The sequence below is a fragment of the Streptosporangium sp. DT93 genome, from assembly GCF_049844535.1.
In the GTDB taxonomy this organism is placed as follows: domain Bacteria; phylum Actinomycetota; class Actinomycetes; order Streptosporangiales; family Streptosporangiaceae; genus Streptosporangium.
In genome coordinates, this window is record NZ_JBNCLF010000005.1 from 279,732 (window position 1) to 303,708 (window position 23,977).

General features: G+C 71.2%; 19 protein-coding genes. 9 read left to right on the forward strand and 10 right to left on the reverse strand.

The window, feature by feature from the left end:
* Positions 1-169: 169 nt before the first annotated feature.
* Positions 170-1,357 carry an acyl-CoA dehydrogenase family protein gene (locus ACLQ2R_RS13940; RefSeq protein ID WP_425959894.1) on the reverse strand — a complete coding sequence of 396 codons (1,188 nt, stop codon included), beginning with the start codon at positions 1,355-1,357 and terminating at the stop codon, positions 170-172.
* A 219-nt stretch (positions 1,358-1,576) separates the two neighbouring features.
* Positions 1,577-2,314, reverse strand: a complete 738-nt coding sequence (locus tag ACLQ2R_RS13945; protein ID WP_425959895.1) for a hypothetical protein — start codon at positions 2,312-2,314, stop codon at positions 1,577-1,579.
* A 375-nt stretch (positions 2,315-2,689) separates the two neighbouring features.
* Between ACLQ2R_RS13945 and ACLQ2R_RS13950 the strand changes: the two genes are divergently transcribed.
* The 7 genes from ACLQ2R_RS13950 (at position 2,690) to hrpA (ending at position 15,311) form a co-directional block, all read left to right on the forward strand.
* Positions 2,690-4,327, forward strand: a complete 1,638-nt coding sequence (locus ACLQ2R_RS13950; RefSeq protein ID WP_425959896.1) for an ABC-F family ATP-binding cassette domain-containing protein — start codon at positions 2,690-2,692, stop codon at positions 4,325-4,327.
* A gap of 214 nt (positions 4,328-4,541) precedes the next feature.
* Positions 4,542-5,522: a LacI family DNA-binding transcriptional regulator gene (locus ACLQ2R_RS13955; RefSeq protein ID WP_425959897.1), complete on the forward strand. Its 981-nt coding sequence runs from the start codon at positions 4,542-4,544 to the stop codon at positions 5,520-5,522.
* Positions 5,523-5,785: 263 nt separating this feature from the next.
* Positions 5,786-6,334 carry a hypothetical protein gene (locus tag ACLQ2R_RS13960; RefSeq protein ID WP_425959898.1) on the forward strand — a complete coding sequence of 183 codons (549 nt, stop codon included), beginning with the start codon at positions 5,786-5,788 and terminating at the stop codon, positions 6,332-6,334.
* A gap of 283 nt (positions 6,335-6,617) precedes the next feature.
* A complete protein-coding gene (locus ACLQ2R_RS13965; protein ID WP_425959899.1) occupies positions 6,618-7,430 on the forward strand; it encodes a hypothetical protein in 813 nt (270 codons plus the stop codon).
* A gap of 138 nt (positions 7,431-7,568) precedes the next feature.
* Positions 7,569-8,327: a polyphosphate--glucose phosphotransferase gene (gene ppgK, locus ACLQ2R_RS13970; RefSeq protein WP_425959900.1), complete on the forward strand. Its 759-nt coding sequence runs from the start codon at positions 7,569-7,571 to the stop codon at positions 8,325-8,327.
* A 416-nt stretch (positions 8,328-8,743) separates the two neighbouring features.
* Positions 8,744-11,047 (forward strand): glycoside hydrolase family 6 protein, encoded by a 2,304-nt coding sequence (locus tag ACLQ2R_RS13975; RefSeq protein WP_425959901.1) that lies wholly within the window; start codon positions 8,744-8,746, stop codon positions 11,045-11,047.
* Positions 11,048-11,414: 367 nt separating this feature from the next.
* Positions 11,415-15,311, forward strand: a complete 3,897-nt coding sequence (gene hrpA, locus ACLQ2R_RS13980; protein WP_425959902.1) for an ATP-dependent RNA helicase HrpA — start codon at positions 11,415-11,417, stop codon at positions 15,309-15,311.
* 70 nt (positions 15,312-15,381) lie between these two features.
* Here the strand turns inward: hrpA and ACLQ2R_RS13985 are convergent, their stop codons facing one another.
* Positions 15,382-16,005 (reverse strand): Uma2 family endonuclease, encoded by a 624-nt coding sequence (locus ACLQ2R_RS13985; RefSeq protein ID WP_425959903.1) that lies wholly within the window; start codon positions 16,003-16,005, stop codon positions 15,382-15,384.
* Positions 16,006-16,124: 119 nt separating this feature from the next.
* Here ACLQ2R_RS13985 and ACLQ2R_RS13990 point away from each other — a divergent pair, with 119 nt between their 5' ends.
* A complete protein-coding gene (locus ACLQ2R_RS13990) occupies positions 16,125-16,778 on the forward strand; it encodes an HAD family hydrolase (protein ID WP_425959904.1) in 654 nt (217 codons plus the stop codon).
* Positions 16,779-16,826: 48 nt separating this feature from the next.
* Here ACLQ2R_RS13990 and ACLQ2R_RS13995 read toward each other — a convergent pair whose 3' ends face one another.
* From ACLQ2R_RS13995 to ACLQ2R_RS14020, 6 genes are all read right to left on the reverse strand, one after another.
* Positions 16,827-17,867, reverse strand: coding sequence for a pectate lyase family protein (locus ACLQ2R_RS13995; RefSeq protein ID WP_425959905.1), 1,041 nt, complete (start codon positions 17,865-17,867; stop codon positions 16,827-16,829).
* Positions 17,868-17,996: 129 nt separating this feature from the next.
* Positions 17,997-19,067 carry a pectate lyase family protein gene (locus ACLQ2R_RS14000; protein ID WP_425959906.1) on the reverse strand — a complete coding sequence of 357 codons (1,071 nt, stop codon included), beginning with the start codon at positions 19,065-19,067 and terminating at the stop codon, positions 17,997-17,999.
* 11 nt (positions 19,068-19,078) lie between these two features.
* Positions 19,079-20,188: a pectate lyase family protein gene (locus ACLQ2R_RS14005; RefSeq protein ID WP_425959907.1), complete on the reverse strand. Its 1,110-nt coding sequence runs from the start codon at positions 20,186-20,188 to the stop codon at positions 19,079-19,081.
* 617 nt (positions 20,189-20,805) lie between these two features.
* Entirely contained in the window at positions 20,806-21,135 is a 330-nt protein-coding gene (locus ACLQ2R_RS14010) for a DUF5709 domain-containing protein (RefSeq protein WP_425959908.1), read from the reverse strand.
* A gap of 74 nt (positions 21,136-21,209) precedes the next feature.
* A complete protein-coding gene (locus tag ACLQ2R_RS14015) occupies positions 21,210-21,704 on the reverse strand; it encodes an NUDIX domain-containing protein (protein WP_425959909.1) in 495 nt (164 codons plus the stop codon).
* An 89-nt stretch (positions 21,705-21,793) separates the two neighbouring features.
* Positions 21,794-22,360, reverse strand: coding sequence for a GNAT family N-acetyltransferase (locus tag ACLQ2R_RS14020; protein WP_425959910.1), 567 nt, complete (start codon positions 22,358-22,360; stop codon positions 21,794-21,796).
* A gap of 180 nt (positions 22,361-22,540) precedes the next feature.
* Between ACLQ2R_RS14020 and ACLQ2R_RS14025 the strand changes: the two genes are divergently transcribed.
* Entirely contained in the window at positions 22,541-22,999 is a 459-nt protein-coding gene (locus ACLQ2R_RS14025; protein WP_425959911.1) for a MarR family winged helix-turn-helix transcriptional regulator, read from the forward strand.
* A gap of 39 nt (positions 23,000-23,038) precedes the next feature.
* On the opposite strand, the gene ACLQ2R_RS14030 is transcribed toward ACLQ2R_RS14025, so the two are convergent.
* On the reverse strand, positions 23,039-23,911 hold the full coding sequence (locus ACLQ2R_RS14030; RefSeq protein WP_425959912.1) for a hypothetical protein: 873 nt from the start codon (positions 23,909-23,911) through the stop codon (positions 23,039-23,041).
* Positions 23,912-23,977: the final 66 nt, after the last annotated feature.

Below are 23,977 nucleotides of genomic sequence, written 5' to 3' on the forward strand. Positions count from 1 at the left end.
GGGCCGTCGTCGTCGCGACCACCGAGCCGTCGCTCACCGCACCCCCGGGCGGTCACCCGTCAGGGCGACGTCAGAGAAACGGCCCCGGCAGGCGGAGCGCCGGGGCCGTCCTTCAGGCAAGGACCCGTCCTTCAGGCAAGGACCCGTCCTTCAGGCAAAAACCCGTCCCTCACACGAAGGCGCCGATGCCGGTGATCGCCCGCCCCACGATCAGGGTGTTGATCTCGCGGGTCCCCTCGTAGGAGTAGATCGCCTCGGAGTCCGCCACGAACCGGCCGACGTCGTAGTCGAGGACGATGCCGTTGCCGCCCAGCACCTCCCGGGCCCACCCCACGGCCTCGCGCATCCGTGCCGTGCAGAACGCCTTGGCCATGGCCGAGTGCTCGTCGGAGTAGACGCCCTCGTCCTGCAGTTGCGCCAGCCGCACCACCATGCCCAGCGAGCAGGTGACGTTGCCCAGCATCCGGACGAGGAGATCCTGTACGAGCTGGAAGCCGGCGATCGGCCGGCCGAACTGCTCGCGCGTCCTGGCGTACTCCAGCGCGAGCTCGTAGGCGCCCATCATGCAGCCGACCGCCTGCCAGGCCACACCGCCACGGGTCTGCCGCAGGATCGCGCCGGTGTCGCGGAAGGTGTTCGCGTTCTGCAGGCGGTTGATCTCCGGAACCAGGCAGTTGGTGAGCGTGATGTCGGCGTTCTGCACCGTACGCAGGGCTATCTTGTTCTCGATCTTCGTCGCGGCGAAGCCGGGCGTGCCCTTCTCCACGACGAAACCCTTGACCTGGCCGTCGGCCTCGTCCTTGGCCCAGACCACGATCAGGTCGGCGAAGGTGGCGTTGCCGATCCAGCGCTTGGCACCGTTGAGCACCCACATGTCACCCTCGCGCCGGGCGGTGGTGCGCAGGCCCGCCGCGACGTCCGAACCGCCCTCGGGCTCGGTCAGCGCGAACGCCCCGATCTTCTCCATGGCGGCCATCTGCGGCAGCCACCGCTCCCGCTGCTCCTCCGAGCCCAGCCGGTCCACGCTGCCCATCGCCAGGCCGTTGTGGACGCCGAAGAACGTCCCCATGGACGGATCCACCCGGTTCAGCTCCAGCACCACGAACCCGGTCAGCAGGCTTCGTGCCCCCCGGTACGGCAGGCCCGCGATGTCGAGCTTGGCGAATCCCGGTATGACCTGGTGGGGAAAGCGGGCGTTGGTCCACGCCTCGTTCGCGACGGGAGCCACCTCCCGCGCCATGAACTCCCTCACCCGGAGCACGATCTCCTTCTCGGAGTCGTCAAGGAGCGCGGAGTAGTCGTAGAAATCGCCGGTCATCATCGCCGTGGCTTCCCTCCGGTCGTCGTACCCGCTCATCTGCCCAGGAGGCGTGGGGTCAAGCAGTGAGACCCCTCACAGGCGAGGGCGGGGACCGGTGCGGGCAGGCGTGGCGGGTCCGGAGGGGGAGGCGGAGACGCCGGAAGCCCGGGTCGCCCCGGGCTTCCGTGTACGTCGCCCGCCCCTGCGGCCGTGTGTCTCACGGCCGCATGGGCGGCGTCACGCGGTGGTGCCGCTTCAGGCAGCGGCACCCGTTCTCTAGCGGCGCCAGTGGCTGTACACGCGCACCCGGTCGGCCCGGCTGCGGCTGTCCTCGAGCTCGTCGTTCCCGTCGAAGATCGCGCGGTACTCACCGCTCTTGGTGGCGCGGGCCTTGGCGTAGAACGCGCCCCGGCGGCCGGTCTCGTCGGAGGTCACGTACTTCCAGGCGCTGGAGCCGCGCTTGCGGAAGTAGATCTCCACCTCCTCGCCGCGCACGCCCTCCCAGCCGCGGTCGTCGACCTGGAGACGGCCGGTGAAGTACACCCAGCGGCCCTTGCGCACGGAGTCCGGGTTGGCGGAGAACCGGTAGACGCGGGTCTCGGCCTTCTCGGCCTTCTTGTGCTCGACGGAGAAGTTGACCTCGTCGGTCACCTTCTTGCCGTCCTTGTCGTACGCGTCGGCGATCGCGACCCAGCGGCCCTGGAAGTCGTCCTCGTCGAAGCTGGTCGTGAAGCGCCAGAGGTCACCCTGGTGGAGGACCCTGGGCTCACGCGCGTCCTGCGTACGGAGCTGGTCGGAGACCGGCTTGAGGCGGAGCTCGACACGGGTGGCCTCGGTGGTGCGCACCTCGATCGTGACCCTGGTGTCGTCGTCCCCGTGGACGACGACCGGGTTCGGGCTGACGTTGTCGATGCGCACACTGAGAGCGACTCGCTCCGCGGAGGCCGTCCCGGCGGACATGAGCAGGGACCCGCTCACAGCCGCGGACAGCAGACCGATGGCGATTCGTTTCATCAAGACGCTTTCCTCTTCTCCCCGTTCGGCAGGCGCGGTCAGGATTGGCCACGCCCGCCCTATAAGACGCGACTTCGACGTCCCGTGTTGCCCCAAATCCTGAAAAAGATGTTCTTAGGTTTCTGTAAGGTAACGTTTCCCTGCGAGAATCGGCAGGTCAGTCGTTGATCACCGACCTTTCAAGATTTTTTAATAATGAGCGTAGTTTGTCCGTTTTGTCGGGAATACGGATGGGATCACCGTCGAGCGGGGCCGGAGTGGCCCGTGGGGCGGACCGGCGGCCGGAGGCCGGGACCGGAGCGGGCGCCGGGACGGGGTGCCGGAGCCGGGGCGACGGATGCGGGACGGGGTGCCGGAGCCGGATAGCGTTCACCCATGAGTGCCACCATCGTCGCCAAGGACCTGGCCGCCGGACACGGCGACCGGGCGTTGTTCTCCGGGCTCGACCTGGTGGTCGCCCCCGGTGACGTCGTCGGCCTGGTCGGGGTGAACGGCGCGGGCAAGTCCACCCTGATGCGGATCCTGGCCGGACTGCTCCCGGCCGAGCAGGGGTCGGTGCGGCTCAGCCCGCCCTCGGCGTCGGTCGGCTACCTGCCCCAGGAGCGCGAGCGCCGCGAGGGGGAGACGATCGCCGGCTTCCTGGCCCGCCGTACCGGGGTGGCCGCCGCGCAGATCGCGCTGGACGCCGCCACCCAGGGGCTGGTCGACGGGACCCCGGGCGCCGACGACGCGTACGCCGCCGGGCTGGAGCGCTGGCTCGCCCTGGGCGGCGCCGACCTGGAGGACCGGGCCGAGGGGGTCGTCGCCGAGCTCGGGCTGGCCGTGGAGCTCGACCGGCCGATGACGGCGCTATCGGGCGGTCAGGCCGCGCGGGCGGGCATGGCCTCCCTGCTGCTCAGCCGCTACGACGTCTTCCTGCTGGACGAGCCCACCAACGACCTCGACCTGGTCGGCCTGGAGCGGCTGGAACGCTTCGTCACCGGCCTGCGGGCCGGGACGGTCCTGGTCAGCCACGACCGCGAGTTCCTGGCCAGGACCGTGAACCGGGTGGTCGAGCTCGACCTCGCCCAGCAGCTCGTCCGGGTGCACGGCGGCGGCTACGAGGCCTACCTCGCCGAGCGCGAGGTCGCCCGCAGGCACGCCCGCGACGAGTACGAGGAGTACGCCGGCACCGTCGCCTCCCTCAAGCAGCGCGCCGGGATGCAGCGGGCGTGGATGGAGAAGGGCGTCAAGAACGCGCGGCGCAAGGCGACCGACAACGACAAGATCGGCCGCAATCTCCGTACCGAGACGAGCGAGAAGCAGGCCGCCAAGGCGCGGCAGACCGAGCGGCTGATCGAGCGGATGGACGAGGTCGAGGAGCCCCGCAAGGAGTGGGAGCTCCGGATGGAGATCGCGGTGGCCCCCCGTTCGGGGGTCGTGGTCGCGACGCTGCGCGACGCCGTGGTCCGGCGCGGCACGTTCACCCTCGGCCCGGTGAACCTGGAGATCGGCTGGGCCGACCGGGTGGCGGTCACCGGCGCCAACGGCTCGGGCAAGTCCACGCTGCTGGCCGCGCTGCTGGGCCGGCTCCCCCTGGCGGAGGGGAACGCCTCGCTCGGTCCCGGCGTGGTCGTCGGCGAGGTGGACCAGGCGCGCGGCCTGTTCCTGGGCGACGAGGCCCTGGTGGACGCCTTCGGTGCCGCCGTGCCGGAGATGGCCCCGGCCGAGGTCCGTACGCTGCTCGCGAAGTTCGGGCTCCGTTCCGCGCACGTGCCGCGCCCGGCGGCCACCCTGTCGCCGGGGGAGCGGACCCGGGCCGCCCTGGCCCTGCTGCAGGCGCGGGGGGTGAACCTGCTCGTGCTCGACGAGCCGACCAACCACCTCGACCTCGCCGCGATCGAGCAGCTGGAGTCGGCGCTTGCCTCCTACCCCGGTACGCTGCTGCTGGTCACCCACGACCGGCGGATGCTCGACGCGGTGCACACCACCCGGCGCGTGCACGTCGACGGGGGCGTGATCACCGAGGACTGAGCCACCGGATCGCTCGACGCCGACCGTTGGGCGAGGACCGGGCCGGTCACCGAGAGTTGAGGACCGCCCGTCACGGGCCATCACGGGCCGCCACGGCCCGCAGGCGGCTTCCAGCGGACCCGGGCGGACCCCTCACGCAGGTGATTCTTGACTGACTGACGTAACTTTCGCAAGCAGCCGCAAGTAATTACTTCTTTTGCCTTATAGTTTCATCATGACGCGACGGCTTGCAGAAGTGGCCAAGAAGGTCGGGATGAGCGAGGCGACGGTCAGTCGCGTGCTCAACGGGAAGCCCGGGGTCTCCGAGGCGACCCGCGAGGCGGTGCTGACCGCCCTCGACGTGCTCGGCTACGAGCGGCCGACGCAGTTGCGGGGGGACAGGGCGCGGCTGGTCGGGCTCGTGCTGCCCGAGCTGCAGAACCCCATCTTCCCGGCGTTCGCCGAGGTGGTCGGCGGGGCGCTGGCCCAGCAGGGGTTCACCTCGGTGCTGTGCACCAGGACCCTGGGCGGCGTCTCCGAGGCCGAGTACGTCGACCTGCTGCTCCAGCAGCAGGTGTCCGGCGTGGTCTTCGCCGGGGGCCTGTTCGCCCAGGCCGACGCCTCCCACGAGCACTACGAGCTGCTCAGGGAGCGGCGCCTGCCGACCGTGCTGGTGAACGCCGCGGTGGCGCACCTGGCGTTCCCGCAGGTCTCCTGCGACGACGTGGCCGCCGCGGAGATGGCGCTCGGCCACCTGCGGTCGCTGGGTCACGAACGGATCGGCATGGTGCTCGGGCCTCCCGACCACGTGCCCTCCCGGCGCAAGCTGGACGCGGCCGGGCTCGACCCGGAGTTCGTCGAGCACACCATGTTCTCCCTGGAGGGAGGGCACGCGGCGGCCGCGCGGCTGATCCGCAAGGGGGTCACCGGTGTCATCTGCGCCAGCGACGTGATGGCCCTGGGCGCGATCAGGGCGGCCCGCAGGGCGGGGCTCTCGGTGCCCGACGACGTCTCGGTGATCGGGTACGACGACTCCGCGCTGATGAACTGCACCGACCCGCCGCTGACGACGCTGCGCCAGCCGATCGACGCGATGGGCCGCGCGGTCGTCGACCTGCTCGCCGCCCAGATCGACAAGGCACTGGTCCCGGCGGACGAGCTGCTCTTCGAGCCGGAGCTGGTGGTCAGGGCCTCCACCGGGCCGGTGAAGCGCTAGCGGATCATCGGCGCGTTTTTGCGGCTGATTCCCCTTATTTTTCAGCTTCTGGTCTCTCTTTGTCTGATCGATCTTTCGTGCACTCCCTCTTCCCGCGGACGATTCACCGTCAAAAGGGAGATGGTCGGTTTATGTCTCCTGACTGATGTTTTACCTCCATCGTCACCGTCGGTAATATCCTGTGCCCTAAAGTGATCGCTGCGGGCAGGGAGTGATCTCTGTTCCTCCCCTCGACGACGCATCCGGACGTTCGAGGGAAGACCATGCGCAGAAGACTCACAGTGCTCGTCTCGGCGAGCGCGGGCACGTTCATGTTCCTGCTGGCGGCGCCCGCCGTGGCCGCGCCGACGGACGAGACCATCGTCACGTTCGCCGTCGAGGCGGGCTCGCTGGACATCGTGGCGCCGGCGGGCCCGATCGACCTGGGCTCGGCGCCTCCCGGCGGCACGCTCACCGGGCAGATCGGCCCGGTCTCCGTCTCCGACACCCGCGGCGGCGCCACGTCGGAGTGGACGGCGTCGGTGTACGCGACGAACTTCATCGACACCGCGCTGACGATCCCTCCCACCGCGATCGACTACTGGTCGGGGCCGGAGACCGCCACCACCGGCGGCGGCACCTTCGTCCCCGGGCAGCTCAACGCCCTCGCCGCCGACCCGCTCAACCTGATCGCCACCCCGCTCGTGGCCTTCGGCCACACCGGAGGCACCGGCGGCAGCACGGCGACGTGGAACCCGACCCTGATCGTGAACATCCCGATCACGGCCCAGCTCGGCGACTACACCGGAACGGTGACACATTCGGTGGCGTGACCGTCTCGCGGCCCCGCTCGCGCCGCCGCTGCTGCTGATCGCCCTCTTCTCGGGCGTCCACGGCGGCAGGGCCTGCGCGAGCGGGGCCGCCGACGACACCCCCCGCGGCACGATCGGCATCCGCCTGCTGGAGGCGCCGGTCAGCCGCCACGACGACCCCCGGGCGCTGTCGTACATCGTCGACCATCTGCGTCCCGGCACCACGATCGAACGCCGGCTGGAGATCTCCAACACCTCCTCCGAGGCCCGGCACGTCGAGCTGTACCCGGCCGCCGCCGACGTCGTGCGCGACAGGTTCCACATGCCGCCCGGCCGCGCCGAGAACGAGCTGACCGGCTGGACGTCCCTGAACCGCTCCGCGCTCGACCTGCCCCCGGGAGGGACGGGGACGGCCAAGGTCACGATCGAGGTGCCGGAGACGGCGTCGCGCGGTGAACGCTACGGCGTCGTCTGGGCGCAGGTCGGCACCCGGCTGGACCCGTCCCGGCCCGTGCGCATCGTCAACCGGGTCGGCATCCGCGTCTACCTCGACATCGGGCGCGGCGGCGAGCCGCCGTCGAACTTCCGGATCGAGAACCTCACCCCCGCCCGCGCCCCGGACGGCGCCCCGCGACTGGCGGCCCTGGTCCGCAACACGGGCGGGCGGACCCTGGACATGAGCGGCACGCTGTGGCTCTCGGAGGGGCCCGGTGGCCTGCAGGCCGGGCCCTTCGCCGCGGACCGGGGGGTCACGCTGGTGCCCGGCTCCGCCGCCCCGGTGGCGGTGACGCTGGACCGCCGGCTGCCGAACGGCCCCTGGAAGGGGAAGCTGACCCTGATGAGCGGCATGGTGAAGAAGACGGTCACCGCGACCTTCACCTTCCCCGACGAGGGCCAGGGCCTCCCGGTCGAGCCCGACCGGGACCTCCTCACCCTGGCCGGGCTGATCGCGGGCCTGGTGACGCTGCCGGCCGCCGCCGCCGTCCTGGTGATGCGCCGCAGGCGCCGCGCCGCGACGGCGCCGGGCCGTCCCCCCGCGCGGGGCGGGGGCCCGCCTCGCGGCGAGGGAATTCGGCGCTCCCGTACGGCGGGGACCCACCGGCGTTCCGGTGGGTGACGCGGAGCCCCGGCCCGCCCGGCCGCCGTCGCCGGTGTCGCACGCGGTCGTACGCCGTTCGCCGTCCGGCCCCACCGCTCGTCCCTGACGGGCATCAGCCGACCGTCAGGGGGAAGGAGGACCGGTCAGGAGGTGCACATGGAAGCGCTGGGAATCGACATCGGCGGATCGGGTATCAAGGGCGCGCCGGTGGACGTCGCCAAGGGGCGGCTGACGCGGGAACGGCTGCGCATCCCCACACCCGACCCCGCCGAGCCCGAGGCGGTGGCCGAGGTGGTGGCGAAGATCGTCGAGCACTTCGAATGGAAGGGGCCCGTGGGGGTGACCTTCCCCGGGATCGTGGTCGACGGGGTCGCCAGATCGGCCGCCAACGTGGACAAGGCCTGGATCGGCACGGACGCGCAGGAGCTGTTCTCGCGGGTCACCGGGCAGACCACGACCGTGCTCAACGACGCCGACGCGGCCGGTCTGGCCGAGGTGGCGGCGGGCGCGGCCAAGGACAGGCCCGGGGTGGTGATGCTCCTGACCTTCGGGACCGGGATCGGCAGCGCCCTGCTGATGGACGGCCACCTGGTGCCCAACACCGAGCTGGGTCACCTGGAGATCAGGGGCAAGGAGGCCGAGAAGCGCGCCTCCGACCACGCCCGCGAGTCGCACGACCTCGACTGGGAGGAGTGGGCCGAGAAGGTCCAGGAGTACCTCGAACACGTCGAGATGCTGTTCTCCCCGTCGCTGTTCATCATCGGCGGGGGGGTCAGCAAGAAGGCGGAGAAGTTCCTGCCGCACATCAAGATCCGCACCCCGATCGTCCCGGCGGGCCTCCAGAACGAGGCCGGCATCGTGGGCGCGGCGATGGCCGCGACGGAGGCGGCCGCGCGACCGGCGACGGGGACGTAGCGGCGGCGGGCCCGGGCCCCGGGGAGACGGCGGTTCGCGATCGAGGGAGGCGGCGGCGGCCCGGGGCCCGGGGATGCGGCGGGCCGAGGCCGGGAAGGCGGCGATCCGGGGTCCCGTGAGGCGGCGGTTCGAGGCCGAGCGGGCGGCGATCCGTGGTCCGGGAGGGCGGCGATCCGGGCCCGGGGAGGTGGCGATCCTGGCTCGGCAGGACCGTTCCGCCTGGGGCGCGGACGCACCGGCGGGGACCCGTACCGGAGGCGGCTCTGAAACTTTCATCTGTTCCGAAACGTGTTCGGTGAGGTCAGGGGCAAGGAAGGTCGTCTCCGGACGTCCCCGGGCACGCAACACCCTGTACACACGCCGGAAACATCCGGACTATGGGAGCGCTCCCACCCTCGTCCTGGAGATGATCCCGAATGACAGTAACTTCGCGTCGCCACGCCTGGCGTAATCGGGCGGCGACCACGGCGGCACTGTTGGTGGCCGCCGCCGGCCTCGCCACCGGGCAGGCCGCCACCGCGCACGCCGCAGTCGCCTGCGACGTCGCGTATACGACCAATGACTGGCAGGGCGGATTCACCGCCAACGTCACCCTGAAGAACCTCGGTGACCCGCTGACCGGCTGGACCCTCGGCTTCGCCTTCACCGCCGGGCAGACGCTCCAGCAGGGCTGGTCGGCCACCTGGGCTCAGTCGGGCACCCAGGTCACCGCGAAGAACCTCGCCTGGAACGGCTCTCTCGCCACCGGCGCCTCCACCAGCATGGGCTTCAACGGAATCTCCACCGGGAGCAACCCCAAGCCCACGGCCTTCACGGTCAACGGCGTCACCTGTGGCGGGGGCAACCCCACCAACCAGCCCCCCACGGTCGCGCTGACCAGCCCGGCCTCGGGCGCCTCCTACCAGTCGGGCGCCGCCGTGCCGCTCGCGGCGACCGCGAGCGACGACGGCTCGGTCAGCAAGGTCGAGTTCTACGTCGACGGCACGCTGGTCAACACCGACACCACCGCGCCGTACTCCTACTCCGCGACCGGCCTGGCCTCCGGTGCGCACACCGCCAAGGCCAAGGCCTACGACAACGCCTCCCCGGCGCTGTCCACCGAGACCTCCGCGGTGCCCTTCACCGTCGGCGGCGGCAACCCGACCCCGTCGATCGTCGCCTCCGCGACCTCGGTCAGCGTTCCCGAGGGAAGCTCCAGGACCGTCGGCTTCAAGCTCAGCCAGGCGCCGACCGGCAACGTCTCGGTCGCCCTGGCCAAGACCGGTGACGCCGACCTCACCATCTCGCCCTCCACGCTGTCGTTCACCACGGCCAACTGGAACACGGCGCAGAACGTGACCGTCTCGGCCGCCCAGGACGCCGACCAGGCCAACGGCACCGCCACCATCGCGGCGACCGCCAGCGGTCACACCGCCGCCTCCGTCACCGCGACCGAGGCCGACGACGACGGCACCAACCCCAACCCGGTCCACGTCGACAACCCCTACGCCGGCGCCGACGGCTACGTGAACCCGGACTGGTCCTCCAAGGCCGCCGCCGAGCCCGGTGGCGACGCGATCGCCAACGTCTCCACCGCCATCTGGCTGGACCGCATCGCCGCGATCGCCGGCTCCTCCTCGGTCATGGGCCTGCGCGCCCACCTGGACGAGGCCGTGGAGCAGGACGCGGCCAACGGCAGCAAGCCGCTGACGATCCAGTTCGTCATCTACAACCTGCCCAACCGTGACTGCTCGGCGCTCGCCTCCAACGGTGAGCTGATCATCTCCCAGAACGGTCTGAACAGGTACAAGACCGAGTACATCGACCCGATCGCCGCGGTCATGGGCGAGTCGAAGTACGCGGGCCTGCGGATCTCCACGGTCGTCGAGATCGACTCCCTGCCGAACCTGGTCACCAACCTCGACCTGGCCAAGTGCCAGGAGGCCAAGGACAGCGGCGCCTACGTCAACGGCGTCCGCTACGCCCTCGACAAGCTGCACGCGATCAAGAACGTCTACACCTACATCGACGCCGGTCACCACGGCTGGCTGGGCTGGGACTCCAACATGGGCCCGTCCGCCGACCTGTTCGCGACCACCGTCGCCGGCACCGCCGCGGGCTACAGCAGCGTGGACGGCTTCATCACCAACACCTCCAACTACTCGGCGCTGCGTGAGCCGCACTTCACCATCAACACCACCGTCGGCGGCCAGACCATCCGCCAGTCCAAGTGGGTCGACTGGAACTTCTACGTCGACGAGCTCGGCTTCGCCCAGGCGTTCAGGAACCTGCTGATCCAGAAGGGCTTCAACTCCAACATCGGCATGCTGATCGACACCTCCCGCAACGGCTGGGGAGGCGCGGGCCGCCCGGCCGCTCCCAGCACCTCCAACGTGCTGGACACCTTCGTCAACGAGTCGCGCATCGACCGCCGGATCCACGCCGGCAACTGGTGCAACCAGAGCGGTGCCGGCCTGGGCGAGCGCCCGCAGGCCAGCCCCGCCGCCGGTCTGGACGCCTACGTCTGGATCAAGCCTCCGGGTGAGTCCGACGGTGCCAGCAAGGAGATCCCGAACAACGAGGGCAAGGGCTTCGACCGGATGTGCGACCCGACCTACGGCGGTAACCCCCGCAACGGCAACAACCCGAGCGGCGCCCTGCCGGACGCTCCCATCGCCGGCCAGTGGTTCTCCGCCCAGTTCCGTCAGCTCCTGCAGAACGCCTACCCGGCGCTCCCGTAGTCGGCTGATCCCGGGCCCCACCCCCCACGGGGGCCCGGGAACGGGGTGAGAACCCCGCAACCCGAGGCCCCGCCCTCCCCCACCCGGGGAGGGCGGGGCCTCTCCCTGTGCCCGCCACCCGCCGCACGGCGCTCCCGGGCTCCGCCGCCCGGTCGTCGCACGGTCGCCGGGTCGCCGGGTCGCCGGGTCGCCGTCCGGTCGTCGCACGGCCGCCGGATATCCGGATGCGCCGGCGCGGCGACTCGGGCAGCATGGACGGTCGGGCCCGTTCGCGGGCTCCGGCCCGGGTGCGGATCCTCGGCCCGTGCGCCCTCGCGGGGCACGGGGGAGTCTTCACTCGCGGGCCGAAAGTATCCTGGGTCTCAGTATGGGAACGCCTCCTTTGACATCTCCGCTCTCCGAGCTGCACGCGCGCCTGCCCGAGCTCACGCTCCGTGACCAGCGGCGCCTGCGCCGCAGGCTCGACGGCGCGCGCAAGGTCAGGAACCGTGCCGCGCAGCAGAAGATCGCCGCGGAGATCACCTCCGACATCGAGCGGGCCGAGCAACGCGTCGCCCGCCGCCGCGACGGCGTCCCCGCCATCACCTATCCCGAGGCGCTGCCCGTCAGCAAGCGCCGCGACGACATCCTGGAGGCGATCCGCGACAACCAGGTCGTGATCGTCGCCGGTGAGACCGGTTCCGGCAAGACCACCCAGCTGCCGAAGATCTGCCTGGAGCTGGGCCGGGGCGTCAGGGGCCTCATCGGGCACACCCAGCCCCGCCGCATCGCCGCCCGTACCGTGGCCGAGCGCGTCGCCGAGGAGCTCGACACCCCGCTCGGCGAGGCCGTCGGCTACAAGGTGCGCTTCACCGACCAGGTGAGCGAGGGCACCCTGGTCAAGGTCATGACGGACGGCATCCTGCTGGCCGAGCTGCAGCACGACCGCGACCTCGACCAGTACGACACGCTGATCGTCGACGAGGCGCACGAGCGCAGCCTCAACATCGACTTCATCCTGGGCTACCTCAAGCAGCTCCTGCCGCGCCGCCCCGACCTGAAGATCGTCATCACCTCGGCCACCATCGACCCCGAGCGCTTCTCCAAGCACTTCGGCGACGCCCCGATCATCGAGGTCTCCGGCCGCACCTACCCCGTGGAGGTGCGCTACCGGCCGGTCGCCGAGGACGACGACCAGATCCAGGCGATCGGCAACGCCGTCGACGAGCTCTGCGCCGAGGGACCCGGCGACATCCTGGTCTTCCTCAGCGGCGAGCGGGAGATCCGCGACACCGCCGAGGCGCTGTCCAAACGCAAGGACGCCGAGATCCTGCCGCTGTACGCGCGGCTGTCGGCCGGCGAGCAGCACCGGGTCTTCCAGCGCCACACCGGCCGCCGGGTCGTGCTGGCCACCAACGTGGCCGAGACCTCGCTGACCGTGCCCGGCATCAAGTACGTCGTCGACCCCGGGTTCGCCCGCATCTCCCGCTACAGCCACCGCACCAAGGTCCAGCGCCTGCCCATCGAGGCGATCTCCCAGGCCTCGGCCAACCAGCGCAAGGGCCGCTGCGGCCGCGTCTCCGAGGGCGTCTGCATCCGGCTGTACGAGGAGGACGACTTCCTCACCCGGCCGGAGTTCACCGACCCGGAGATCCTGCGCACCAACCTCGCCTCGGTCATCCTGCAGATGACCTCGATCGGCCTGGGCGACATCGCGGCCTTCCCGTTCGTGGAGCCGCCCGACCAGCGTCAGGTCAGGGACGGCTACGACCTGCTGCTGGAGCTGGGCGCCTTCGACCAGGCCAGGCAGATGACGCCGCTGGGCCGCAAGCTGGCCGGGCTGCCGGTGGACCCGCGCCTGGCCAGGATGGTGCTGGAGGCCGACCGCAACGGCTGCGTCCGCGAGGTCATGGTCATCGCCGCCGCCCTGTCGATCCAGGACCCCCGGGAACGCCCGGCCGACAAGCAGCAGGTCGCCGACGAGCACCACCGCCGCTTCGCCGACAAGGAGTCGGACTTCGTCTCCTACCTCAACCTCTGGGAGTACGTCCAGGAGCAGCAGAGGGAGCTCTCCTCCAGCGCGTTCCGGCGTCTGTGCAAGGCCGAGTTCCTCAACTACATGCGCGTCCGCGAGTGGCAGGACGTCTTCGGCCAGCTCCGCCAGACCGCCAAGTCCCTCGGCGTCCTGCCCGGGACGACGCCCGGCGACGAGCAGAAGATCCACATGTCCCTGCTGTCGGGGCTGCTCTCGCACGTCGGCGTCAAGGACATCGACAAGAAGACCGCCGACGCCGGGGGCGGGCGCCGCCCGCCGAACGAGCCGCGCAGGCCGATGACGGAGTACATCGGCGCCCGCAACGCCCGGTTCGCCATCTTCCCCGGCTCGGCGCTCGCCAAGAAACAGCCGCTGTGGGTGATGTCCGCCGAGCTGGTGGAGACCTCCCGGCTCTGGGCCCGCGTCAACGCCAAGATCGAACCGGAATGGGTCGAGCCGCTCGCCCAGCACCTGATCAAACGCACCTACTCCGAGCCGCACTGGGAGAAGAAGCAGGGCTCGGTGATGGCGTACGAGAAGGTCACCCTGTACGGGGTGCCGATCATCGCCCAGCGCAAGATCAACTATGGTCGTATCGACCCCGAGCTGAGCCGGGAGCTGTTCATCCGGCACGCCCTGGTCGAGGGCGACTGGGAGACCCACCACGCGTTCTTCGCCGAGAACCGCACGCTGCTCGAAGAGGTCGAGGAGCTGGAGGAGCGGGCCCGGCGCCGCGACATCCTCGTCGACGACGAGACGCTCTTCGACTTCTACGACCAGCGCGTCCCCGCCGACGTCGTCTCCGGGCGCCACTTCGACTCCTGGTGGAAGAGGACCAGGACCGAACAGCCCGACCTGCTGAGCTTCGAGAAGTCGATGCTGATCAGCGAGGCGGCCGGCGACGTCAGCAAGCGCGACTACCCCGACGTCTGGCGCCAGGGCGGCCTGCGCTTCCCCCTCACCTACCAGTTCGAGCCCGGCACCGACGCCGACGGCGTCACCGCGCACATCCCGCTCGCGCTGCTCAACCAGGTCAACGTCGAGGGCTTCGACTGGCAGATCCCCGGGCTGCGCGAGGAACTGCTCACCGCGCTGATCCGGAGCCTGCCCAAGCAGATCCGGCGCAACTTCGTGCCCGCCCCCAACTACGCCAAGCAGGTCCTGACCCGCGCCGAACCCACCAGGGAGCCGCTGCTCGCGGTGCTGGAACGCGAGCTGCTGAACCTCACCGGCATCCAGGTGCCGCGCGAGGCCTGGCAGCCCGACCTGGTCCCCGACCACCTCAAGATCACCTTCCGGGTGGTCGACGGCCGCAAGAAGAACCTGGCCGAGAGCAAGGACCTGGCCGACCTCAAGCGGCGGCTCGCCCCCAAGCTCCGCCAGACCCTCTCCCGGGCCGCCGACGGCCTGGAGAGATCCGGCCTGACCGGCTGGGCCATGGACGCGCTGCCCAGGACGTTCGAGCAGGGCAGGATGAAGGCCTACCCCGCGCTCGCCGACGAGGGCGCCACCGTGGCCGTGCGGATGTTCGAGACCGAGGCCGAGCAGCGCCGCGCCATGTGGGTGGGCACCCGCAGGATGCTGCTGCTGAACATCCCCTCACCGGCCAAGAGCATCCTGGGGTCCCTCGGCAACCAGTCCAAGCTCGCGCTGAGCCGCAGCCCCCACTCCGGGGCCGCCGCCCTGTTCGACGACTGCGTCACCTGCGCCGCCGACCGCCTCATGAGCGAGTACGGCGGCCCGGTCTGGGACAAGGCGGCCTACGCCGCCCTGCACGACAAGGTCCGCGCCGAGCTGTACGACACCTCGGCCGAGGTGGTCGCCAGGGTCGAGAGCATCCTCAAGGTCTGGCACACCGTCTCCACGCTGCTGCCCGCCTCCCGCTCCACCCCCGCCGTCGAGGACATCCGCGAGCAGGTGGCGGGCCTGGTCTATCCGGGATTCGTCACCGAGACCGGCTACGCGCGCCTGCCCGACCTGCTGCGCTACCTCAAGGGGGCCGAGCGGCGGCTGGAGAAGGTGCACGACGACGCGTTCCGCGACCGGGAACGGATGGACAGGGTCCACGACGTCGAGGACGACTACCACGAGCTGGTCGAGAAGCTTCCGCCCGCCCGCCGCGGCGACGACGACGTCCGCCAGATCCGCTGGATGATCGAGGAACTGCGGGTCAGCTACTTCGCCCAGACCCTCGGCACCCCGTACTCGATCTCCGACAAGCGCATCCGCAAGGCGATGGAGAAGCTCTGAGTCCCGCGCGGGAGACGTGCGAACCGGCGCCGCCGGGGGCGGAGGGGGGCCGGGGCGGCGGGGGCGGAGGTCAGAGGAAGATCGAGGTGTCGAGGTCGAAGTCGACGGGGGAGGGGATCCGGAGCGGCTTGCCCATCTGCGTGTGGGTGGTGGTCCGGTAGGTGCCCTCCTCGGGGTCGCTGAGGACCGTGACCATCGGCGGGGAGGCGACCGGATCGACGATCATCATGATCGGGACCCCGCAGCCCGCGTAGATCCTGGGCTTGACGGCGCGGTCCATCTCCATGCTCCCGGGCGAGACGATCTCCGCGACCAGGACGAGCCCCGAGGAGAGGATCTCGCGATCACCCCAGAGGGGGGCGTTCACGGGGACCACGCAGTAGTCGGGGATCATCGTGTCGCGCGGACCCTCGATGCAGATGTCGACGTTTCCCGCGAAGCTCTCCCAGCCCTGCTTCTCCAGGGCGGGTTGCAGGGCGAAGGCGAGACGCATGGCGATTCGGCCGTGCTGTGGAATGCCGGATGGGCTCACGATGAGGTTCCCGTCGATGATCTCGGCGCGAAGGCGCAGGGCAGGGGGAAGGGACTCGAAGAGCTCCCTCGGCGTGCGAGGCGGTGGACGGTCCTCCGACGCCTCCGGCTGAGCGGGCGGCTGGGGCGCGGTGCGCTGGGTGGATCGCTGAGGCGCTGTCATCACCATCGACCTGTATCCCTTCGTGTCCGAACATGCACCCTGAGTATTCCACGCGGGGGCGGGAGGGCAGAGGGGATACGGGCGTATACGATCGTGGGCCCGAGCGGAGGGGGAAGATCGTGGTCCGGGCGCTGGTGTTCGACGTGGGCGAGACGCTGATCGACGAGACGCGCATCTGGTCGCGCTGGGCCGACAGGCTGGGCGTCACCCGGTTCACCATGCTCGGCGTGCTGGGCGGCATGGCCGCGCTCGACCGGTCGTTCGAGGAGGCCTTCCGGCTGCTGCGGCCGGGGTTCGACGTCGAGGCCGAGCAGGAGGCGTGGAAGCGCGACGACCCCGGCGGCCTGCGGGTGAACTTCGACGCCGAGGACCTCTACCCGGACGTCCGCCCCGCGCTCGCCGCGCTGCGCGGCCTCGGCCACCAGCTGATCATCGCCGGAAACCAGCCGCCGCAGGCACGTGACGCGCTGCTGGCGATGGACCTGCCGGTCGACGCGATCCACACCTCCGACGGCTGGGGCGTCTCCAAGCCCGCCCCGGAGTTCTTCGCCCGCGTCGCCGAGGTGTCCGGGCGCGAGCCCGGCGAGATCCTCTACGTGGGCGACCGGCTGGACAACGACGTCCTGCCGGCCCGCGCGGCGGGCATGCGGACCGCGCTGATCCGCAGGGGGCCGTGGGGACACCTGCACGCCGCCCGCCCCGGGGCCTGCGGGGCGGGCGGCGCGGATCACATCGTCGACGACCTGCACGCCCTGGTCGCGATCCTCACCTGAGGGCCGCGCCGACGGCTGCGGGGTGTCACCTCAGGGCCGTGCCGGCGGTTACAGGGTGCTCCACTGGGCGCCGATGCCGGCGCCCGAGCGCACCGACGCCGGGACGCCGGACGGCGCGTCGACCGTGTACGCGTAGAAGGTGCGCGGCTCGACGACCGTTCCCGCCGTCTCGGGCGTCCCGGAGTTCACGAAGATGTTGTTGCGCTGCACCGCCCGGCCCGGCCCGCTGTCGGCGTAGCCGCTCGCCGAGTACAGCGGGTGCGGCACGTCCTGGAAGTAGTTGCCCTCCACGACCACGCCGGCGTTCTCGGTGGAGGCGACGCCGTACAGCTCGTTGCCGAGGAAGTAGTTGTTGAGGACGTGCACCGGCTCGCCGAAGCGGATGCGCGGGTGGCGCTGGCGGCTGTTGTCGAAGAAGTTGTGGTGGATCGTCACCTTGAGGTGGCCGACGTCGGTGCCGGAGGCGCCGTCGGAGTGGCTGATCAGCATGCTCTTGTCGGCGTGGTCGAAGTGGTTCCACGACACGGTGACGTAGTCGGCGCCGCGCACCACGTCGATCGAGCCGTCGACCGCGCCGGAGAAGGTGTTGTGGTCGATCCAGATGTGGTGCGACTGCTGCCCGACGTTGACGGCGTCGTCCTCGGCGTCGGTGAAGCGGATGTTGCGCACGATCACGTTGTACGAGCGGTAGAAGTCCAGGCCGCCGCCGGTGATGTGGCCTGAGGTGCCCACCCCGATGATGGTCTTGTTGGGCCGCACCCCCTGCTTGCTGGAGATCTCGATGGTGCCCGCCACCCGGATGATCAGGGTTTCCTTGCTGTCGATGTACTCCAGGAACGAGTCGGCGTCGGTCACGGTGACCGTACGGCCTCCGGCGCCGCCGGTGGTGCCGTTCTGGCCGAGGGCGTTGACCGACGCGAAGCCGATCGGCGCCGCCGCCATGGCGGAACCGGCGGCCGTGGGGGCGGCCGCGGAGGTGGCGCTCGCGCCGGCCGGAACGGAGGAGAGGGCGGCGGCCAGGACGGCGCCGGCCGCGACGGCGCGCAGAGCCGCGCGCCGGGAGAGGGGGCCGGTGGGGGGCTGGGACATGGCGTCTGCCTTTCGGAGGCGGGGAGCGTAAGGCGTACGGGGAGGTGGGGGTGTGGGGGGAGGGCGGGCGAGGGGCCGCCGGCCGCCGGGGCGGGGGCGGGGGGTTCCGGAGGGCGGCGGCCCGGCCCGTCAGCAGCCGATCTTTCCGACGCCCGCGCCGGCGGACACCTTCGCCGGGACGGTCGCGGGGTCGTCGACGGTGTAGGAGTAGTACGTGCGCGGCTCGACGACCGTGCCGGCCGTCTGCGGGGTGCCGGAGCCGACGTAGAGGTTGTTGCGCTCGACCACCCGGCCGGGCCCGCTCTTGTCGTAGCCGACGTAGATCGGGTGGGCGACGTTCTGGAAGTAGTTGCCCTCGACGAGCAGGCCGGCGTTCTCGGTGGACGCGACGCCGTACAGCGCGTTGTTCCGGTAGTAGTTGTTGAGGACGTGGACCGGCTCGGCGAAGCGCACCCGGGGGTGGCGCTGGTCGGTGCCGTCGAAGAAGTTGTGGTGGTAGGTCACGCGGAGCTTGCCGATGTCGGCCGTGTAGCCGTCGGAGTGGCCCAGCAGCGCCGACTTGCTGTGGTCGTGGAAGTGGTTCCACGAGACCGTGACGAAGTCCGACTCGCGCTTGATGTCGAGCAGGCCGTCGTAGCCGTCGGAGAGGTCGTTGTGGTCGATCCACACGTGGTGGGCCTTGTTGGTGACGCTGATCGAGTCGTCCGACGCCCCGCTGAACCGGATGTTCCTGATGATGACGTTGTTGCCCGGCCGGGTGGTCGAGCCGAGCTGGAGGCCGCCGCCGGTGATCTCCGCGGTCGTGCCCACGCCCAGGATGCTCTTGTTCGCGACCACGGTCAGCATGCCGGAGACCTGGATCCGGCCGGAGACCTGGATGACGTACGCTCCCGCCCGGCCGACGTAGTCCTTCAGGGCGGCGGCCGTGGTCACGGTGACGACGGGGCCTCCGGCGCCGCCGGTGGTGCCGTTCTGGCCCGAGGCGTCGACCGACGCGAAGCCCTGGGGCGATCCGGTGCAGGCCGCCGAGAGGGCTCCGGCGGCGCCCGCCGCGCCGGACCCCGAGGCCCGGTCCGATCCGGAGATGTCGGCGTGGGCCGCGCCGCCCGCGCCCGCGAGCGCGGCGACCAGGAGGGCCGCCGCGGCGACGGTGCGGTGACGGCGCCTTGCGGCGGGACGGGCGAGGTCGTCAGTGATCATTTTCGTCTCCATCAGATCTTCCCGACGCCGGCACCGGCGGGCACGATGGTCGGTACCGCGGACGCCGGATCCGGGGCGTAGGAGTAGTAGGTGCGCGGCTCGGTCACCGTGCCCCGGGTCTCGATGGCGTGGTTGCAGTCGACCAGGATGTTGCCGCGCTCGACGAGGCGTCCGAGGTCGCCGCTGAACTCGACCCGGCCCGGGTTGTTGACGCTGTGGAAGTAGTTGTTCTCGACCAGCACGCCGGCGTCGTAGGTGGACGCGATGCCGTAGCTGTTGTCGCGGTAGTAGTTGTTGTAGACGTGCACGACGTCGGCGAAGCGGACTCGGGGGTGGCGCTGGTCGGAGGCGTCGAAGAAGTTGTGGTGGTAGGTGACGTGAAGGCGGCCGATGTCCTGCGGGCCGGCGTCCTCGTCGTGGGAGAGCAGCAGCGTCTTGTCGTGGTCGTGGAACCTGTTCCACGAGACGGTCACGAAGTCGGAGCCGCGCTTGATGTCGACCGCGCCGTCGTCACCGTCGGAGAAGTCGTTGTGGTCGATCCAGACGTGGTGGCTGAACATCTGCACGTTGATCATGTCGTCGGTGGCGCCGGAGAACGCGATGTTGCGGACGATGATGTTGTGCACGGCGTTCGCCGGGGGAGAGGTGACGGAGTCGCTGACCGGCAGGCCGATGTTCAGCCCGCCGCCGACCAGCGCGGCGTTCGCGCCGACCCCGATGATCGTCTTGTCCGAGGTGACGTTGTGCATGCCGTCGCTGGAGCCCTTGGGCAGGGTGATCCGCCCGCTCACCCGGATGACGTACGGCCCCGGGCGGGAGATGTGGTCGAGGAACTGCGCGGTCGTGGTCGCGGTGACCGTGGGTCCTCCGGCGCCGCCGGTGGTGCCGTTCTGGCCGAGGGCGTTGACGGTGGCGAAGCCGACCATGGCGTTCACAGGATCCGCGACGCGGGCCTCGCTCTGCGCGGTGGCGGTGGTGGTACCGGTCAGCGCGGCGATCAGCAGGGCGATCGCGCCGAGGACGAGCGCCGCGCGCGGGCCGTGCGCGAGGGTGGCGAAGGGGACGGCGGCCGGGGACGGCCCGGGCGGTGCCTGCGGGGGAGAAGTGGTGGGGAGAGACATGTGTTCTCTGCTCTCTGCACGCCGCGGTCGCGGCGGCATGCGGTCAGGCGGCGGCGTCATGCCGGGAGAGGAGTACGGGGGCCGCGAGGGGCGGCTCGCCGGCGTGCCGGCGGTGATCCCGGGAGGTCGCGCGGGGTCTCGGGGGGTACGGAGACGGCGGGCGCGCCGGGAACGGCGGGGGAGGTCCGGTCGCGAGGCCGTGCTCGCCCACCGGGGCCGGTCGCCCGGAAGGTGAGCCCGCGGCGTCGCGGGACGCGAGGCGGGGACGGTCACCGCGCTCGGGAAAGGGAGGTTCGGATCAGAGGGCGACCATTGCACCACCACCTCGTGACGAGGGGACACCTCCGGGCGGATGCTCCGGAAAGCGCTTTCCCGACACCGGGAGTTTATGTTTCCAACAGATGTCTGTCAACGCTCCGGGGTGTTCCGTGCGGTTCGCCCGGGAGCGCCGTGCGGGGCGGGCGGCTTCCTGGGGCACGGGACCTCTGTGCCGTGGGAGCCCGTCCTGGGACGCCGAACCTCCCGGGGCGGAGGGCCCCGGACACGGGACGCCCCCGGGACCCGGCGGTGAGGCGGGGCCCGGGGACGTCCGGGGGAACGATCGGTTCAGCGCGGGATCAGACGTCCCGGTACTCGATGTCGGGCTCGATGTGGACGGCACGCTCCTCGGCGGAAAGATCGTCGTCGTCCGGGCCCACGTCCGTGGCGTACTCCTCGGACGTCTCGTCCGGGCTCGCGCCCTCGTCGGGCGCCACCAGGCGGAAGTCGTCGCGCGGGGGCCTTTCGTGGTCCGGCGCCTCCCGCCGGAGGCGCTCGTCAAGGGTGTCGCGGTGCTCGTCGTCGTGCTCGACGATCTCGTGGTTGATCCCGCGGTCGTCGGTCCACTCCGCGACCTCGATCGCCTGCTCGTCGCTCAGACCCTCGCGGTCTGGGGGTAGTTCGGTCATACCGCAGCCCTACCCGTTTGCCGCCGCGAATCACCAGGTCAACGGTTCGCCGGAATCATGGATCTTCGTCCTCGTCATTCGGCGGTCTCGGCGGGGCCTCCCGGCAGGTAGTGGGGCCGCCCCTCCGCGCGGGCGAGACGCGCCGCGCCCAGGCGTGCGGAGAGGCTCGACGGCAGGAGCGCGACGGCCTCGTCCCAGGGCAGGAACGCCATGTCGTCCAGCTCCTCGACCTGGAGCCGTATCCGGGAGGGATCGGCCAGGACGCCGCCGTCGAACAGGAAGTTGACCAGCGGCCGGGGGCGCTCCTGCAGCGGCGGCGACCAGTGGACCACGAGGAGCCCGCCCGGCTCGACGGACACGCCGAGCTCCTCGGCGATCTCGCGCGCGGCGCAGTCGTGGGGGGCCTCGCCCTCCTCGGCGATCCCCCCGGGGAAGTTCCAGCCGGGCCGGTAGTTGGGCTTGACCAGCAGCACCCGGTCGTCGGCGTCGGTGAGCAGCATGCTGGCCGAGACGAACACGCTGGGCAGGGTCGCGAACCACTCGGCGGGTTCGATGAAGGTCTCGCTCATCCGGATCACGCTACCGCCGCGGGGGCCGTCCCTGGAGCACGGCCCGCCGCCCCTTCCGCCCCGTCCCGCCCGTTCGCCCGGCGTGCTGTTCAGGCGAGCCTTTTGACCAGCAGTTCGAACTCCAGGTCCTCGCGGGTCGGCACGCCGAAGCGCTCGTCGCCGTACGGGAACGCCGACCTCTCGCCGGTGCGGGTGTAGCCGCGGCGCACGTACCAGGCCAGGAGCTCCTCGCGGGCCGAGATCACCGTCATCCGCATCTCGGTCACGCCCCACTCGTCGCGGGCGAGCCGTTCGGCCCGCTCCAGGAGCGTCCTGCCGAGGCCGCCGCCCTGCAGGGTGGGACGTACGGCGAACATCCCGAAGTAGGCGTGTTCCTCCCGGCGTTCCAGCTGGCAGCAGGCGACCGTCTCGTCGCCGGACTCCGCGAGGAGCATGAGGCCGCCCGGCTCCCGCAGCACGTCCGCCACGGCCTCGGCGTCGGTCCGCTGCCCTTCCAGCAGATCCGCCTCGGTCGTCCAGCCGGCCCGGCTCGACTCGCCCCGGTACGCCGACTCGATCAGGGAGACCAGGGCCGGGACGTCCTCGGCGGTGGCGACGCGGAAGGTCTGCCGCGCGGCCCCGGAGGCGTCGCCGGAGGGAATCGTTCCTTTCACCATGACGTGAGATCGTACGCGCGGACGTCGGGTGCCCCGGAACCAGGCCGGGGTGACCTCGGCGCGGGTGAACTCACGCCCGCGCATCGGTCACCGACCGGCGTGGTCCTGGAACCCGGCCGGTGCGGCCGACGGTGACGAGGACTGTGGGTCCTGCCAACGATCCTGTTAGGGTGACCGTTCATGGAGTCGCCTCCGAGCCGCCTGTCCTCCAAGCCGAGCTGGCTGATCACCCAGCTGGCCGTGCACGCGCGGCGGCTGGTGTTCGCGGGATTCGCCGAGACCGACGCGCGCGGGTACCACTACCGTCTGCTGGCCGCCCTGCAGGAGTTCGGGCCGATGAGCCAGGCCACGCTGGGACGCAGGTGCAGCGTCGACCGCAGCGACGTCGTGAACGCGGTCAACGAGCTGGCGGGTCGGGGGCTCGTTGAGCGTGCCCCCGACCCCGCCGACCGCAGGCGCAACACGGTGACGATCACCGAGGCGGGCCGGCAGCGGCTGCATCGGATGGACCGGGTGCTCGACGGGGTGCAGGAGGACCTGCTCGCCCCGCTCTCGGCCGGCGAGCGCCGGCAACTGGTCACGCTGCTCGGCCGGCTGCTCGACCACCACGCCGGGCAGGTCCCGGACGACGCCCCCTGAGGCGGCGGCGAGCTCAGGGGGCGGGCTCAGGGGGCGGGCTCAGGGGGCGGGCTCGGCGACGACGGGGAGGTCGCGGCGGGCCCGTTCCAGGTCGGTCTCCCAGATCCACAGGCGGCGGGCGGGCGGCACCCGGTGGTAGCCGTACGGGCCGGTCTCCCGCATGGTCCCCAGGTCCACGCACACCCGCTGGAACGCCTGCCGGATCGCCGCGTCCGGGCCGTCGCGCAGGTCGCCGGAGCCGAGCTTGACGCAGGCCCGGTACTCGTACCCCAGCAGCAGGTCCTCGCCGAACCGCGCCCACGCCCCGCGCCGCTCGGCCCAGGCCGCCTCCGCCTCGGCCAGCAGCAGGTTCAGGTCGGCGGTCGAGGGGAGGGAGGGGTAGATGAGGAAGGTTGCCGCCCAGCCGGAGGCGATCATGTCGAGGTTGAAGGTGCGCCGCCGGGGGTCGCCGCGCGGCGGCAGCGGGTCGGCGGCGGTGCCGGTGAACCAGGGCGCGGTGTAGGCCAGCAGGCGGCCGTTGCCCTCGATGAGCTCCCCGGTGGCGATCACGGCCAGCTTGCGCTGTGAGCCGTCGGGGCGGGTCAGCCGGGCGGTCACCGCCGCCTGGTGCTCGGCCGCGGCCGCCTTGCCCGCGGCCTGGTGCCGCGCGGCCGCGTCGGGGGTGATCCTGGACGCCAGGTACGCGCGCAGATCCTCGGGCAGGGCGTCGTAGGTGCCGTCCAGCAGCCGGACCCGGGCGCGCTCCAGGGCCGCCTGCGCGGTGGGAGGGCTGCCGCCGTACGCGCTCTCCGGGGTGTCGATCGACACCATCCGGATCGCCATGGCGATGGTGGGGGTGTCCCCGTCGGTGACACCCAGCAGGCGGTAGTCGTTGGCGGGTCTGCTCGTCCCGGTGAAACCCAGATCGACCATCGTGCTCTCCAGAACGGGATGCCGTCGAAGGCGCGGTCATGGACCCCGTACGCCGGCGTCCTCGCG

What these genes read in the sequence shown, in the direction of transcription:
- ACLQ2R_RS14000 (WP_425959906.1), bottom strand. Translation starts at nt 19,067, where the DNA reads ATGATCACTGACGACCTCGCCCGTCCCGCCGCAAGGCGCCGTCACCGC.
- ACLQ2R_RS14020 (WP_425959910.1), bottom strand. Translation starts at nt 22,360, where the DNA reads ATGGTGAAAGGAACGATTCCCTCCGGCGACGCCTCCGGGGCCGCGCGG.
- ACLQ2R_RS13950 (WP_425959896.1), top strand. Translation starts at nt 2,690, where the DNA reads ATGAGTGCCACCATCGTCGCCAAGGACCTGGCCGCCGGACACGGCGAC.
- ACLQ2R_RS14010 (WP_425959908.1), bottom strand. Translation starts at nt 21,135, where the DNA reads ATGACCGAACTACCCCCAGACCGCGAGGGTCTGAGCGACGAGCAGGCG.
- ACLQ2R_RS13940 (WP_425959894.1), bottom strand. Translation starts at nt 1,357, where the DNA reads ATGAGCGGGTACGACGACCGGAGGGAAGCCACGGCGATGATGACCGGC.
- ACLQ2R_RS13985 (WP_425959903.1), bottom strand. Translation starts at nt 16,005, where the DNA reads ATGACAGCGCCTCAGCGATCCACCCAGCGCACCGCGCCCCAGCCGCCC.
- ACLQ2R_RS13960 (WP_425959898.1), top strand. Translation starts at nt 5,786, where the DNA reads ATGCGCAGAAGACTCACAGTGCTCGTCTCGGCGAGCGCGGGCACGTTC.
- ACLQ2R_RS13955 (WP_425959897.1), top strand. Translation starts at nt 4,542, where the DNA reads ATGACGCGACGGCTTGCAGAAGTGGCCAAGAAGGTCGGGATGAGCGAG.
- ACLQ2R_RS14025 (WP_425959911.1), top strand. Translation starts at nt 22,541, where the DNA reads ATGGAGTCGCCTCCGAGCCGCCTGTCCTCCAAGCCGAGCTGGCTGATC.
- ACLQ2R_RS13995 (WP_425959905.1), bottom strand. Translation starts at nt 17,867, where the DNA reads ATGTCCCAGCCCCCCACCGGCCCCCTCTCCCGGCGCGCGGCTCTGCGC.
- ACLQ2R_RS14030 (WP_425959912.1), bottom strand. Translation starts at nt 23,911, where the DNA reads ATGGTCGATCTGGGTTTCACCGGGACGAGCAGACCCGCCAACGACTAC.
- ACLQ2R_RS14015 (WP_425959909.1), bottom strand. Translation starts at nt 21,704, where the DNA reads ATGAGCGAGACCTTCATCGAACCCGCCGAGTGGTTCGCGACCCTGCCC.
- ppgK (WP_425959900.1), top strand. Translation starts at nt 7,569, where the DNA reads ATGGAAGCGCTGGGAATCGACATCGGCGGATCGGGTATCAAGGGCGCG.
- ACLQ2R_RS13975 (WP_425959901.1), top strand. Translation starts at nt 8,744, where the DNA reads ATGACAGTAACTTCGCGTCGCCACGCCTGGCGTAATCGGGCGGCGACC.
- ACLQ2R_RS13945 (WP_425959895.1), bottom strand. Translation starts at nt 2,314, where the DNA reads ATGAAACGAATCGCCATCGGTCTGCTGTCCGCGGCTGTGAGCGGGTCC.
- ACLQ2R_RS14005 (WP_425959907.1), bottom strand. Translation starts at nt 20,188, where the DNA reads ATGTCTCTCCCCACCACTTCTCCCCCGCAGGCACCGCCCGGGCCGTCC.
- hrpA (WP_425959902.1), top strand. Translation starts at nt 11,415, where the DNA reads ATGGGAACGCCTCCTTTGACATCTCCGCTCTCCGAGCTGCACGCGCGC.